General features: G+C 67.2%; 13 protein-coding genes. 9 read left to right on the top strand and 4 right to left on the bottom strand.

From position 1 onward, the window contains the following. Positions 1-4 precede the first annotated feature (4 nt). From truA to AC13FN_RS10845, 4 genes are all read left to right on the top strand, one after another. Positions 5-775, top strand: a complete 771-nt coding sequence (truA, locus tag AC13FN_RS10860; protein WP_010483055.1) for a tRNA pseudouridine(38-40) synthase TruA — start codon at positions 5-7, stop codon at positions 773-775. After that, positions 772-1428: a phosphoribosylanthranilate isomerase gene (locus tag AC13FN_RS10855; RefSeq protein ID WP_019660598.1), complete on the top strand. Its 657-nt coding sequence runs from the start codon at positions 772-774 to the stop codon at positions 1426-1428. The genes truA and AC13FN_RS10855 overlap by 4 nt, the downstream gene beginning before the upstream one ends. Positions 1429-1615: 187 nt before the next feature. Then, positions 1616-2293 (top strand): hypothetical protein, encoded by a 678-nt coding sequence (locus AC13FN_RS10850; RefSeq protein WP_482984868.1) that lies wholly within the window; start codon positions 1616-1618, stop codon positions 2291-2293. Positions 2294-2341: 48 nt separating this feature from the next. Continuing rightward, a complete protein-coding gene (locus AC13FN_RS10845; protein WP_482984869.1) occupies positions 2342-4198 on the top strand; it encodes a C40 family peptidase in 1857 nt (618 codons plus the stop codon). 48 nt (positions 4199-4246) lie between these two features. Here the strand turns inward: AC13FN_RS10845 and AC13FN_RS10840 are convergent, their stop codons facing one another. Continuing rightward, positions 4247-5134 (bottom strand): LysR family transcriptional regulator, encoded by an 888-nt coding sequence (locus AC13FN_RS10840; protein ID WP_049436785.1) that lies wholly within the window; start codon positions 5132-5134, stop codon positions 4247-4249. A 96-nt stretch (positions 5135-5230) separates the two neighbouring features. Between AC13FN_RS10840 and trpB the strand changes: the two genes are divergently transcribed. The 5 genes from trpB to glmM all read left to right on the top strand — a co-directional run bounded on the left by trpB (position 5231) and on the right by glmM (position 10385). Further along, positions 5231-6448 (top strand): tryptophan synthase subunit beta, encoded by a 1218-nt coding sequence (gene trpB, locus AC13FN_RS10835; RefSeq protein ID WP_019336660.1) that lies wholly within the window; start codon positions 5231-5233, stop codon positions 6446-6448. Beyond that, positions 6445-7122, top strand: coding sequence for a hypothetical protein (locus AC13FN_RS10830; RefSeq protein ID WP_054172238.1), 678 nt, complete (start codon positions 6445-6447; stop codon positions 7120-7122). Before trpB ends, AC13FN_RS10830 begins: the two co-directional genes overlap by 4 nt. A 1-nt stretch (position 7123) precedes the next feature. After that, on the top strand, positions 7124-7933 hold the full coding sequence (trpA, locus tag AC13FN_RS10825) for a tryptophan synthase subunit alpha (protein ID WP_049436783.1): 810 nt from the start codon (positions 7124-7126) through the stop codon (positions 7931-7933). 215 nt (positions 7934-8148) lie between these two features. Next, positions 8149-9024, top strand: a complete 876-nt coding sequence (gene accD / locus AC13FN_RS10820; protein WP_005410473.1) for an acetyl-CoA carboxylase, carboxyltransferase subunit beta — start codon at positions 8149-8151, stop codon at positions 9022-9024. Next, positions 9024-10385 carry a phosphoglucosamine mutase gene (gene glmM, locus AC13FN_RS10815; protein WP_010483073.1) on the top strand — a complete coding sequence of 454 codons (1362 nt, stop codon included), beginning with the start codon at positions 9024-9026 and terminating at the stop codon, positions 10383-10385. The genes accD and glmM overlap by 1 nt, the downstream gene beginning before the upstream one ends. 78 nt (positions 10386-10463) lie before the next feature. Here the strand turns inward: glmM and AC13FN_RS10810 are convergent, their stop codons facing one another. From AC13FN_RS10810 to AC13FN_RS10800, 3 genes are read right to left on the bottom strand one after another with little or no spacing between them, the layout of a single operon-like run. Then, entirely contained in the window at positions 10464-11321 is an 858-nt protein-coding gene (locus AC13FN_RS10810) for a polysaccharide deacetylase family protein (RefSeq protein WP_010483075.1), read from the bottom strand. Next, positions 11314-12459, bottom strand: a complete 1146-nt coding sequence (locus AC13FN_RS10805; protein WP_049436782.1) for a glycosyltransferase family 4 protein — start codon at positions 12457-12459, stop codon at positions 11314-11316. Before AC13FN_RS10805 ends, AC13FN_RS10810 begins: the two co-directional genes overlap by 8 nt. A gap of 20 nt (positions 12460-12479) precedes the next feature. Beyond that, on the bottom strand, positions 12480-14366 hold the full coding sequence (locus AC13FN_RS10800) for a DUF3413 domain-containing protein (RefSeq protein ID WP_049436781.1): 1887 nt from the start codon (positions 14364-14366) through the stop codon (positions 12480-12482). Positions 14367-14436: the final 70 nt, after the last annotated feature.

Raw genomic sequence — 14436 nt, 5'->3', positions numbered from 1 at the left:
GCACATGCGTTATGCGCTTGGCGTCGAGTACGACGGCAGCGATTTCAGGGGCTGGCAGAACCTGGGCGAGGGTGGTCCCAGCGTGCAGGCCAGCCTCGAGCAGGCCCTGTCATCGGTGGCTGATGCGCCGCTGCAGGTGGTCTGCGCCGGCCGCACCGATGCCGGCGTGCACGGCCAGTGCCAGGTCGTGCATTTCGATACCGACGTGGTGCGCGATCCGCGCGCCTGGATGCTCGGCACCACCACCCGCCTGCCGCGCTCGATCGCGGTGCGCTGGTGCGTGCCGGTGGCCGATGATTTCCACGCCCGCTTCTCCGCACGTGCGCGCCGCTACCGCTATCGGCTGCTCAACCGCGAGGTACGGCCGGCACTGGACCGGCAGACCCTGAGCTGGGAGCGCCGGGCGCTGGACGAGACCCTGATGCACGCCGCCGGCCAGGCCCTGCTTGGCGAGAACGACTTCAGCGCGTTCCGTTCGGTGCAGTGCCAGGCGCTGCATGCGCGGCGTGAACTGCAGTCGTTGCAGGTCAGCCGCGATGGCGAAGTGATCGAAGTCGCAGTACGTGGCAATGCATTTCTTCATCACATGGTCCGCAATATCGTCGGATCGTTGATCCTGGTGGGCAGCGGCGAAAAACCGGTGGAATGGATCGCCGAACTGCTGGCTGGGCGCGATCGCACCGTAGCTGGTCCCACCGCACCGCCGCAGGGCCTGGTGTTCCTTGGGCCCCTGTACCCCGACAACTGGCATCTGCCCGCCGAGGTCACGCTATGAGCCGTTCCTACTACCGTACGCGCATCAAGTTCTGTGGAATGACCCGTGCCGGCGACGTCCGCCTGGCCGGTGAGCTGGGCGTGGACGCAGTGGGTTTCATCTTTGCCCGCGAGAGCAGCCGCCGGGTCGCACCGGCTGAGGCCCGCGCGATGCGCCAGGCGATCGCACCGATGGTCGACGTGGTGGCGCTGTTCCGCAACAACAGCAAGGAAGAAGTGCGCGAGGTGCTGCGTACGGTACGTCCGACCCTGCTGCAGTTCCACGGCGAGGAAGACGAGAGCTTCTGCCGCAGCTTCAACATGCCGTACCTGAAGGCGATCGCCATGGGGGGCCGTGAAGAGGTCAACGCCCGCACCCTGCAGTTGCGCTACCCCAGCGCTGCCGGCTTCCTGTTCGACAGCCACGCCCCGGGAGGCGGTGGCGGCACCGGCGTGGCATTCGACTGGGGCCGCGTTCCGACCGGATTGCACCGGCCGTTCCTGCTGGCCGGTGGCCTGAACCCGGAAAACGTCTACGACGCCGTGCTGGCGACGCTGCCGTGGGGCGTGGACGTCTCCAGTGGCATCGAACTGGAACCGGGCATCAAGGACGGATACAAGATGCGCACCTTCGTCGAGGAAGTGCGTCGCGCGGATTGCACCGTTCTGGAGTGATCCGCGCCGCATGAGTGTGATGGGAGTCACGCTTCCGGGTGATTCAGGTTCCAGCGCCAAAAAGTCGACACCCCCCGAACATCTGATCGGACACAATGCGCCCAGCCTTACCTGGCCGGGTGAGATGCCGTGTGCGTGTCGCTGGCCGCACCCTTGAGATACGACTTACCTTTCGAACGAGGACGCAATGGATATGCCCCAACTTTCTTCCCACCGTCTCCGCCTGGCCCGCCTGACGCTCGTGCCCGGCCTGCTGCTCGCCTTGGGCGCGTGTGCGGCCGGTGACTCATCCGCCCCGACAGCATCGGCACCGGCCGCTGCCACACCGGCGGCCGCACCTGCCGCAGTGCCGGCCACAGCTCCGGCTGCCGACGGCCTGGCTGCGCTGATCCAGGCCAGTGGCGTGAAATGCAGCAACGCCAGTACGGGCAGCGGCTGCACGGCCGGTGATGTGGACAGCGGTGATTTCTACGATGTTGAACTGTTGCCGGACTGTGGCGACCAGGGTTTCTTTGCCGGCGTAGCCGACGCCAAGGGCGTGGAGACGTTGAATGCGGTGCCATCCACCGGCAGCAAGGCCAGCGTGACCGCGAAGCTGTCGAAGGGGCAGCTGGTCTGCGTGCAGGGCATCGGGCGCACCGGACAGAATCCCCTGTTCTATTACGTCGTTGCGGTTCCCGCTGCGACGGTCGGCAAGTGCAAGGGCAACACGTTGTGTGACACCTATGGCGACAGGCCGATCAGTGGCTTGGCCAGCACAGGGGGCGAGGCCTGCCATGCGGCGGCGCCGGGACGTTACGCCGGGAACTGCGCACAGGGCTGGGTCAGTGCGGACGTGCTCGACGTGTTTTCCAACGGAATGTAATCACCGCCAGGGGAGCGGTCCAATCAACCACTGGCAAAGGAACAGCTCATGTCGGATCCAAAAATCACCCGGCTGGTCAGCAGCGTAGGTACCACGCGCACGCTGGAAATGGACGATGGCAGTGTCATCGAACGATCAGGTGGCAGCGTCTCGTGGCGCAACAACAATCCTGGCAATCTCAAGTTTGAATTCGCCGGCAGCGCGGACAAGACGGTGACCAATCCGCGTACCCGCGAGCAGGCGCTGGAATCGGCGCAGGGGCGCTACAAGGGCGTGGTCGATCTCGACCAATGGGGCAACGCGGTCTTCGAAAGCTATGAAGCGGGCCGGGTGGCGAAGATCCAGCTGCTCGAACGCCGGTTCGGCGACAAGACCGTGGAGGAAATGCTGCCGAGCTACTCCACGAAGGATTACAGCGGCACCACCCACCACAAGGAGCAGGCGGCCACCATCTATGCCGAAGGCGATCGCCAGGGTGTCGATCTGCGCTCGAAGACCGTCGGCCAGATGAGCGTGCGCGAGCGTGAAGTGCTGGCCGACGGCATCCGCCGTTTCGAGGGCTGGCAGCCGGGTGAGGTTGCCACGCAGCAGCCACCCACGCGCGCACAGGCGGCCACGCCCGTGCAGACCCAGGCCCAAACGCAGGTACAGGCGCCTTCGGCAGCTGCGCCCGCGGCGGGCCAGGCCGCGGCTGCAGTTGGCAGTGCCGCGCTCTACAACGAGGCCTATCAGCATTTCATGGCCTCGGGCCGCCAGTACGAATACGGGCGCCCCGACCATCCGCGTCCCGGTCGCGACAGCAGCCGGCTGGAGCGTGACCTCGATGGTGACGGACGCTTCGGCGTGGATTGCTCGGCATTCGTATGGCGTGGCCTGAAGAACGCAGGTTACGACGTGCGTGGCGAGAACGCCGCAGGGTTCACTACCTCGACGCTGTTCAATGGCGCGAACACGACCGCTTACGCACGCGAGCATTTCGATGTGACCTCGGCTGCCGAAGCACGCAAGCCGAACGGATCGCTGAAGCAGGGCGATATCCTGATGTTCTCCTCGTCGCAGGGCCAGCATGTCGGTATTTTCAAAGGCTACGACGCGCAGGGAAACATCCAGTTCATCGGCTCGCAGGGAAGCACCGGGCCGGCCGAAGTCACCATCCGGCCGGGCGGGTACTGGGATGGCGGAAGCACCCGCATCGTTGGTGCGCTGACACCGAAGCCGGAATTCCAGGTGCGCGCGCCGCTGCATGGCAATGGCGAACCTGCGCTGTCCCGGCCTGGCGCCACCGTGCAGCCGGCTGCATCACACCCGGCGGCCAGCGAGGTGATGAAGCAGGGGCAGCGTGGCACCGACGTGCAGGCGTTGCAGCAGACCCTCAATCAGCTCGGCGTGCGTGATGCGCAGGGCCATCGGTTGTCGGAGGATGGCCGTTTCGGTGACCACACCCGCGAAGCGGTGATCGCGTTCCAGAAGCAGCAGGGGCTGGCGGCCGATGGAATTGTCGGTCGCCAGACCACAGCCGCACTGGCGGCGGGCCGTGCGCAGGGCCATGAACCTGCAGCGGCTGCACCGAAGGGGCCGTCGCTGAACGATGCATCGCATCCGGACCACGCACTGCACAACGCCGTCCGCAGCAAGCTTCCCAGCGTGTTTTCCGAAGAGGCTGCGGCCAATATCACCCTGCATGCAAAGCAGAACGGTATCGACGCGGCCGACAAGCTGCAGAGCATCACGGTGCAGGATGGCAAGGCGTTCGTGATGGGCACGACGCCGGGCTTCCGCACCGCCGTCGATCTGGCCCAGGCGCCGCCGTCACTGGAGCAGACCAGTGCCAAGCTGCTGGCAGATCCGTCGCACCAGCAGCAGGTGCATGAGGAGCAACAGCGGGTCGCGATGGGCGGTCGCTGAGGCCTGCGTTGCGGGCTCCGGGAGGTGAATGCCGCCCGGGGCCTCGTCTCATCGCAGTTGCGCTGCAGCCCAGTCGGCCAGGGCGTCCACCCGTGCATCGGCCGGGCCATCCGGCCGCGCCAGCACCCAGAAGCCGCCGGTGGCGGCAAACCCCCACGGTGCGACCAGCCGGCCTGCTGCCAGATCTTCGGCCACCAGCGGCTCGGGCGCGATCGCCGGGCCCAGCCCGGCGACTGCTGCTTCCAGCAGGTAATAGAGATGTTCGAAAGCGGTGCCCAGCTGCAACTTTGATGGGTCCAGGCGATGTGCCTGCGCCCATGCCGGCCACGCCTGTGGCCGCGAGCTGGTGTGCAGCACTGTTTCCTGCAGCAGTGCCGAGGGCGGTGCCTGCCGCAGGCGCTGCGCCGCCGGATGTGACGGGGCCACCACCACGCCAACCCGCTCCGGTGCCAGCTCGCGGACCTGCCAGCCCCGTGGCCACGGACCCTGCGCCAGCAGCAGCACGGCGTCCAGCGCCGCCTGCGCTTCGGTGAAACTGCCATCCAGCGCCGACCACTGCAGGCGCACGCCGGGCAGGGCGGCCTGCAGCACGGGCAGGCGCGGAATCATCCAGCGCGCCAGTACGCTGCCGCTGCAGCCCAGTACCAGTGCTGGGGAGGCCGCTGGCCGGCGCAGCTCGCGCACGCAGTCCTCGATCCCGCCGAAGGCCTCGCTGCACGCCGCCTGCAGGCGGGTGCCGGCCGCTGTCAGTCGCAGCCCGCGACCGGCACGCTGGAACAGCGCCAGGCCGAGATGGTCTTCCAGCAGCTTCAGTTGCCGGCTGACCGCGCCGTGGGTGACGTGCAGGTCCTGTGCGGCGCGGCCCACGCCACCGAGGCGTGCGGTGGCCTCGAACGCGCGCAGTGCATTGAGCGGCGGAAGCAGGGAACGGCTCATGTGAGATTTCCTGACGATATGCGCCAGATAATATCCATTTTCCGGTCACGACCCGTGCGCTAGAGTATCCACCTGTCTGAACCACCGGTCGTATCCATGTCTGCCTCCCCCATTGCCGACTACCACGCCTTCCCGGATGCCCAGGGTCACTTCGGCCGCTACGGCGGCAGTTTCGTTGCCGAAACCCTGGTCGGCCCGCTGCAGGAACTGGCCCAGGCCTATGACCAGGCCCGCCAGGACCCCGAATTCCAGGCGGCCTATGACCGCGACCTGGCGCACTACGTGGGCCGGCCGAGCCCGATCTATCACGCCCAGCGCCTGAGCGATCACGTCGGCGGCGCGCAGATCCTGCTCAAGCGCGAGGACCTGAACCACACCGGCGCGCACAAGATCAACAACACCATCGGCCAGGCGCTGCTGGCCGCGCGCATGGGCAAGAAGCGCATCATCGCCGAGACCGGTGCCGGCCAGCATGGCGTGGCCAGTGCCACGGTTGCTGCGCGACTGGGCCTGGAATGCGTGGTGTACATGGGTGCCACCGACATCGAGCGGCAGAAGATCAACGTCTACCGCATGAAGCTGCTCGGTGCGACGGTGGTACCGGTCACTTCCGGCTCGGCCACCCTGAAGGACGCGCTCAACGAAGCGATGCGCGACTGGGTGACCAACGTGCAGGATACCTTCTACATCATCGGCACCGTGGCTGGACCGGATCCGTACCCGCGCATGGTGCGTGACTTCAATGCCATCGTCGGCCGCGAAGCGCGTGAGCAGATGCTGGCCGAGTACGGTCGCCTGCCGGATGCGATCACCGCCTGCGTCGGCGGCGGCAGCAATGCCATCGGTCTGTTCCATGCCTTCCTCAACGATCGCCAGGTCGAGATCGTCGGCGCCGAAGCCGCCGGTGATGGCATCAGCACGGGTCGCCATGCCGCCTCCATCGCGGCGGGTCGGCCCGGCGTGCTGCACGGCAACCGCACCTATGTGCTGTGCGATGACGACGGCCAGATCATCGAGACCCACTCCGTGTCGGCCGGCCTGGACTATCCGGGCGTCGGCCCGGAGCACGCGTTCCTGGCCGATACCGGCCGCGCCCGCTATCTCGGCATCACTGACGAGGAAGCGCTGCAGGCCTTCCACCTGCTGGCGCACACCGAAGGCATCCTGCCGGCACTGGAATCCAGCCATGCGCTGGCGCAGGCGATCAAGCTGGCGCGTGAGCGTCCGCGTGACCAGATCGTGCTCTGCAATCTGTCCGGCCGTGGCGACAAGGACGTGCATACCATCGCCGCGCGCGAAGGGCTGGTGCTGTGAGCGCGCTGCTGCGGAACAGTGGCGTGCTGCTGCTGGCACTGGGGTTGGCCGCGTGCCAGCCGCCGGAGCCGCCGGTGCTGGCACCGGCCGCCAAAGCCACCACGCAGCCTGTGCAGCAGGCCGCCAACGATGATCTTGACCCGATGGCGCGTACGCCCATTGTCGATGCCCCCTCCGAAGAAGGGACCAGCGGCGATGACGCGCCCGCGGTGGCTTCGGTGGCGCTGGATCATGCCGGTGACGTGCTGGTTGGCCAGCACATGAGTGACCTGAAGGCACAGGGTCCCTGGAAGGCGCAGGGTGCGAGGGAATTCTTCGAAGGCGACTGCGAGTACTACGACGGCAAGGGGCTGCCGCCGGGCGTGTCGATGATGACCGACGACGACCGCGTGGTCCGTTTTGATCTGAAGCCGGGTGATGAGGCGGAACTGCCGGTTGAACAGCCGGGGCCGTTCGGCCTGCGCATCGGCATGACCCGTGCCCAGGCCATGGCCCAGTTCCCGAAACCGCCGGTGTCCAGCCCGCATGCCTACGACGGTGACCAGGGCGAGTACCTCACCTGGCAGGACCCGGGTTCGGACCTGGGCATCCGCCTGGAACTGTTTGAAGGGAAGGTTACCCGGATGTACTGGGGGACCAGCGATGCGATTGAACTGATTGAAGGATGTGCCTGAGATGCCTGTATCCCGACTCGATGCCTGTTTCCAGCGACTGCGCGAGCAGCAGCGCAAGGCGCTGATTCCCTTCATCACTGCTGGTGATCCCTCGCTGGAGGCCACCGTGCCGGTGATGCACGCGCTGGTCGATGCCGGTGCCGACGTGATTGAACTGGGTGTGCCGTTCTCCGACCCGATGGCCGACGGCCCGACCATCCAGCGCAGCTCCGAGCGTGCGCTGGCACGCGGGGCGGGCAGCCGCTACGTGCTGCAGGCCGTGGCGCAGTTCCGCGAGCGCGATGCGCAGACCCCGGTGGTGCTGATGGGCTACCTGAACCCGGTGGAGATCCACGGTTACGCGGACTTCGCCAAGGCCGCCGTGGACGCAGGCGTGGACGGCGTTCTGCTGGTCGACCTGCCACCGGAAGAAGCCGGTGAAGCGCAGCAGGCCTTTGATGCAGCGGGCCTGGCACTGGTCCTGCTGGCCTCGCCGACCACCAGCGAAGCGCGGGCCGACAAGCTGTTGGCACTGGCCCGTGGCTACCTCTACTACGTCAGCTTTGCCGGTGTCACCGGCGCGTCCGAGCGGCTGGACAGTGATGCTGCCAGCGCCCGCCTGCAGGCCCTGCGTGCGCGCGCGTCGGTGCCGGTGGTGGCTGGCTTCGGCATCAAGGATGCCGCCAGTGCGGCGGCGATGGCGCGCCAGGCCGATGGCGTGGTGGTCGGCAGCGCTCTGGTGGCGGTGCTGGCCGAAGCGGGCTCGGCTGAAGAGGCCGCGCAGCGCGCGGGAGCCTTCCTGTCCCCGCTGCGGCAGGCGCTGGACGCGTAACGGTGGTGCCGGCCGCTGGCCGGCATCCGCCTGACGGCTCACATGCAAGGGCTGCCGGCCAGCGGCCGGCACGACCCAGCACCTAAACGTACGTCCCAGCATGGTTTTTTCAGGCTGCCCCGTGGCCGGCAAGGGGGTGCACGGGCGGGGAAAGCGGAGCTAGACTGTCCGCCTTTGCGGCCCTTGGGCCGCCCTGAACGGAAGTGTCCTCCCGCATGAGTTGGCTCAGCAAGTTGATGCCGTCCGGCATCCGCACCGACAACACCCCCAGCAAGAAGCGCAGTGTCCCCGAGGGCCTGTGGGAAAAGTGCAGCAACTGCGGCAGCGCGTTGTACCGTCCGGAACTGGAAGAGAATCTGGAGGTCTGCCCGAAGTGCGGCCACCACATGGCGATCCGCGCGCGTGCGCGCCTGGCCGCCCTGTTCGACGCCGACAGCACCACCGAGATCGGTGCGCGCCTGGGGCCGACCGACCTGCTCAAGTTCAAGGACCAGAAGAAGTACAGCGAGCGCATCAAGATCGCGCAGAAGAACACCGGCGAATATGACGCGCTGATCGCCATGCGCGGCCTGCTCAAGGGCCGTGCGCTGGTGGCCTCGTCGTTCGACTTCGCCTTCATGGGGGGCTCGATGGGCTCGGTGGTGGGTGAGCGTTTCGCGCTGGCCGCCGAAACCGCAGTCGAGATCGGTGCCCCGTACGTGTGCTTCTCGCAGAGTGGCGGCGCGCGCATGCAGGAAGGCCTGTTCTCGCTGATGCAGATGGCCAAGACCTCGGCCGCGCTGGGCAAGCTGCGTGAGGCCGGTCTGCCGTACATCTCGGTGCTGACCCACCCGACCACTGGTGGCGTGTCGGCCTCCTTCGCGATGCTGGGCGACATCAACATCGCCGAGCCGCAGGCGCTGATCGGCTTTGCTGGCCCGCGCGTGATCGAGCAGACCGTGCGCGAAAAGCTGCCGGAAGGCTTCCAGCGTTCGGAGTTCCTGCTGGAGCACGGTGCCATCGACCAGATCTGTGACCGCCGCGAGATGCGTGACCGCCTGTCCGACCTGCTGGCGATGCTGGGCCGTCAGCCGGCGCCGGAGGTGGCTTGATGGGAGGCCGCAAGTACTTCGGTACTGATGGCATCCGTGGGCGGGTCGGCCAGGGCGTGATCTCGGCTGACTTCGTGTTGCGCCTGGGCAACGCCCTGGGCCGTGTCTTGGTCGCCCAGCGCGGCCAGGACGGGCGCAGGCCGATCGTGGTGATCGGCAAGGACACCCGTATTTCCGGTTACATGTTCGAAGCGGCTCTGGAAGCAGGCCTGGTGGCCGCCGGTGCCGACGTGCAGCTGCTCGGCCCGATGCCGACCCCGGCGGTGGCGTTCCTGACCCGCACGCTGGGTGTGGACGCCGGCATCGTCATCAGCGCCTCGCACAACCCGCATTACGACAACGGCATCAAGTTCTTCTCCGCCCAGGGCGAGAAACTCGACGACGCCACCGAACTGGCCCTGGAAGCGGCGCTGGACATTCCGTTCACCACCGCCGAATCGGAGAAGCTGGGCAAGGCTTCGCGCGCGCGCGAAGCGGTCGGCCGCTACATCGAGTTCTGCAAGGCCAGCGTGCCGCGCGCGTTCGACCTGCGTGGCGTGCGCCTGGTACTGGATTGCGCACACGGCGCCACCTACCAGATCGCACCGTTGCTGTTCCGCGAACTGGGTGCCGAAGTGATCGGCATCGGGGCCGAGCCCAATGGCGTCAACATCAACGCCGGCGTGGGCTCCACCCATATCGACAACCTGGCGGCCAAGGTCCGCGAGACCCGCGCCGATCTCGGCATCGCCTTCGATGGTGATGGCGACCGTGTGCTGATGGCCGACGACCAGGGCAACCCGGTCGACGGCGATGACCTGCTGTACATCCTGGCCCGCGCCTGGAAGGACGAAGGCCGCCTGCGCGGCCCGGTGGTCGGCACGCTGATGAGCAACTACGGTGTGGAGAAGGCCTTCGCCGATCTGCAGATCCCGTTCGTGCGCAGCAACGTCGGTGACCGCTACGTGCACCAGGCATTGGTCGAGGGCGGTGGTGTACTCGGTGGCGAAGCCTCGGGCCACTTGCTGTGCCTGGACCGGGCCACCACCGGCGATGGCATAGTCAGCGCCCTGCAGGTGCTGGTCGCGCTGCGCAACAGTGGGCAGACCCTGCGCCAGGCACTGAAGGGCCTGGTACGGGTGCCGCAGAAGACCGTCAACGTGCGCCTGGGCAATGTCTCGGCCAAGGCCACGGTGCAGTCTGAAAGCGTGCAGTCCGCGCTGGCTGTGGCGCAGCAGGCCGTAGCCGGCCGTGGCCGCGCGTTCCTGCGTCCGTCCGGTACCGAGCCGGTGGTGCGGGTCACCGTGGAGGCCGATGACGCCACGCTGATGCAGCAGACGCTGGACCGCTTGTCCGCTGCGGTGCGTGAAGCCGCCAGTTGAGGCGCCTGCCCGTCGGTACAGGAAAAACGCCCCGGAATTCCGGGGCGTTTTCTTTTTGCGGGCAGGGCTGTGTCGCGCCTACGGCCCCGGCACCATCTTTTTCTGGCGTGCCTTGAACCCATTGAACAGCGGCGCGATCAGCGGGTTGTAACTCAGGCGGATGCGCTTGCGCAGCCAGTTGGCCGGCCGGTTGCGGATCGCGAAACGGTAGATGCGTTCCGGGTCGCCGCCGATCACGTTGCGGCCGAACGGGTGGGTGGTGTGCAGGTAGCGGAAGCCCTGCTCGCGCGCCACTTCGATGTGATCCTGGTCGAAATCACCGTACGGCCAGCACAGCGTATCGGACACGTCGCCGAGCTTGTCCTGCAGGACTTCGCGCGAGATCGCCAGATCCCGGCTGAGGCCTGCGCGGCGCTGCGCACGGTCCAGATCGTCGCGGCGCAGCCAGCGGGTATGGGTATGGGTGTGGCAATGCACTTCGAAGGTGCCGGCGGCGATGGCCGCACGCGCTTCGCTCCAGCGCATCATCACATCGTCACTGCGGTCCTGCTCGTAGATCGCCGCTTCGCAGCCACGATGGTCCGGCGTCGGCGGCAGCGTCGCGCCAGCAATGCCGGCGTGCGGACGTTCCGGGCCTTCGCCCATCCAGCCGGTGACCACGAACACCACCGCATGCATGCCGTACTTCTGCAGGATCGGATGGGCATACACCCAGTTGTCGAGGTAGCCATCGTCGAAGGTGATGACGATCGACCTGCGCGGCACCGGCTTGCCGGCCAGGAAGCCTGCGTACTGGTCCAGCGTCAGTGAGGTCCAGCCATTGCCTGCCAGCCACGCGATCTGGCTTTCGAAGTTTTCCGGCGACACGGTGATCATGCCCGGCGAGGGGCTGACATGGTGGTGCATCAGCACCGGAACGGTTCGCGCATCAGCCATGTCCCAGCTCCTTCAGCCACTGGTGGTAGTAATGTTCGGTGGCTTCACCGTGGCCGTCCGGCGTGAAGCGATGTGCGCCGTGCATCCAGTCCCAGCCAGCGCGTCCCATCTGCCGCCGCCGTTCCGGGTCGTCCACCAGCAGGCGCAATGCACCTGTCAGGGCGGCATTGTCACCCAAACGGGTGAGGATCGCATTGCTGCCATCGACCACCATCTCCGGCACGCCACCCACTCGCGTGGCTACGATCGGTACGCCCACGTAAGCCGCTTCCAGGAACACGGTGCCGGCTGCTTCCTTGTGCGAGGCCAGTGCGAAGATGTCGAAGCCGGCCATCAGCCGGCAGGCTCCATCGCGGTAGCCGAGCAGGTGCACCTGGCGCTGCAGCCCGTGCTCGGCGCACATCGCCTGCAGTCGTTCCGTCACGGCCTGGCCATCGCCGACGATCACCAGGTGCAGGTTCGGGTTGGCCTTGCACAGCGGCACCATCGCCTGCATCAGGTCGACATGGCCCTTGGGCTCGCGCAGCACCGCCACGCAGCCGACCACGATGTCCTGTTCACCGAAGCCGAGCTCGGCACGTACTTGCGCGCGCACCTCCTGCAGGCACTGCCAGGGATCGGCCTTGCGGATCTCGCTCCAGCGCGGCGGAACTGCGATCGGCGGCACGATGCCGATGCGCTCGGTCGGAATGCCGCGGTCGGCCAGCAGCTGCTTGACGAAGCTGCTGACGGTCAATACCCGGTGTGGAAGCCCGGTATAGGTCAGCAGCGAATTGACCGGGCTCATCAGATGGCGCGAGCGCACCACCAGCGGCGTGCCGCCCAGGCGTGCACCGGCGGCGGCGATCAGTGCATCGCGGCGGCTGGTGGTGTTGACCACGTCGTAATGTTCGCGGCGCACCAGTCGCGATACCCACCACACGCCACGCAGCAGGCGCGCCAGGCCTCCCATGCGCAGCGTATGCACGGTGAAGCCGTCGTCGCGTGCCAGTGTGGCCAGGCGCGCATCGGGCTGGCACAGCAACGACACCTCATGGCCACGCGCGCGCATCACCTGCATGTGCCGGAAGATGTAGATCTCCTGCCCGCCCATTCCCTTGGCGGCTTCGGTATGTAGGATGCGCAGCGGACGGTTCATGCAGGATCGGCCCTTGAAAATCAGCGGTTGCGGAAGCGGGTCAGCGCTTCCCATGCGGAGCGGATGGCGGCGGCGTCCGGAGCCTGCTGCGGCAGCGGGCGGTAGTGCCGGTCGAGCGCGGTGGCGTTGCCGAACTTGTCGAACACGTAGATGGCATCGCCATGGCGTACCGCGCGCTGCGACCAGCTCTCCACCACCAGCGCACGTTTGCTGGTGGTGGGTGCCGCCAGCAGGTCCTGGCCAGTACTGAAGTCGCTCAATGCGTTCTCGCAGCCCAGTGCGTGGCGCATCAACGTAGGCACCCAGTCCTCATGCGAACTGGTGCGCGTCTCATGGCCGCTGGCCTGGCCGGGCCAGTGCAGCACAAACGGCACCTGCAGCTGGTAGTCGGAGAAGTTGCCGTTGTGGCCCCAGTAGTTCAGCTTGAGGTCGTTGAACTCTTCGGCATGGTCACCGGTGACCAGCACGATGGTGTCGTCGGCCAGGCCTTGCGCGCGAAGGTCGTCCAGCAGCGAGCCGATCAGGCTGTCGGCGTAGTGCACGGCGGTGTGGTAGCGGTTGAGCTCCGGCGTCGGGTCGTGGTCCGGTCCGAAGGACAGGAAGTCGATCTCCTTGGCCATCGGTGTGGCCACCGGCGGGTAGCCGGTGGGCAGGTGGTAGCCGGCGTGGGTGGAGTCGAGGAACACGAAGCCGAACCACGGGTGCTGCGCGGCCTGGCTGGTGCGGATGCCGGTCTGCAGTGCGGCGACGATGGCTGCGTCACGCTTGTCGGGCGTCAGGGCGGAGGGGCCCTGGTGCAGCTGGTCGCGCACGTCGGCGAAGGCCGTGCGATCGAACTCCGGACTGTACAGCGGTGCACTGCCGTACAGGTGCAGGTCGTAGCCCTGCTGGCCCAGCACCTGGAACAGCTGCGAGCCGCGCTGTTCGTCCAGCATGCTCTGCCAGTAGCCGCCGGGCAGGCCGTAGAGCAGGCCGAACAGGCCGTAGCGGGTGGCATTGCCGGTGCTGAAATGCTGGTCGTACACGCGTGCGGTCCGGGCCAGTGCCGTCGTGTTGGGCATCAACTCGGGGGTCATGGCGTCCTGGCGCAGCGACTCCAGCACCACCATCAGCACGTTCGGCCGGTGTGGGTTCTGGCAGCGCAGGGGCTGCAGCGGATACAGCAGCTGCGCATGGCGTGGGTCAGGCAGGCCGGCCTGCTGTTCGCTGACGACCCCGAGCCTGCGCATGAAGCTCTTGGCGGTGATCGGCTGTGCCCAGGGCAGGTAGTTCCACTGCGCGATGACGTCGCGGTCGCCACGGGCATCGTAGTAGGCCGTGGCGACCTGGCCGCCGGCCATCAGCAGTGCAACCACGGCCCAGGCCTGCAGGACCCGGCGGCGGCGCGGCAGAGCAGGCAGCAGCTTCCAGCAGGCCCAGGCCAACAAGCCTTCGGCAGCGAAGATGGCGGCCACCAGCAGTCCAGCCTGCAGCCAGGTTTTCCACGACAACGCGACCTGGTCCTGCAGCGCACCGCCGAACACCATGTTCACGACCATGGCATTGAGGTGGAACCGATACAGAGTGAAAACCTTTGCATCAACCAGCAACAGGCACAGCCACAGGCCCTGCAGCAGCACGGCGCTGATGCTCAGCGTGCGTGCGCTGCGCGGCCACAGGCCCAGCAGCAGCGGCAGCAGGCCGGCAAGGGCGCCGAAGGCCAGCAGGTGGCCGGGCAGGGCGACGGCCAGATAGGCCAGGCCCACGCTGCCACCAGGGTTGTCGGCCAGCGGCACGTTGCCGAGCGTGATCGCCATGGCCAGCAATGCGTTGCCGGCCACGAACAGCGACCACCAGGCCAGTCGTTGCCAATGGCGTGCCGGGCCGGAGGGCAGGGAGGTGGCGGCAGAAGGAGCAGCAGGGCGCATGAAGGACGGAGGCGGCAGGTGGAACAGGGCGGGAGTCCCGGTTGTGACGGAATCGTTAATCCGCGCGCGG

It is taken from the genome of Stenotrophomonas sp. 115C5, from assembly GCF_056861055.1.
Note: the sequence above shows the minus strand (reverse complement) of the source record. Positions and strands in the feature narration are given on the sequence as shown.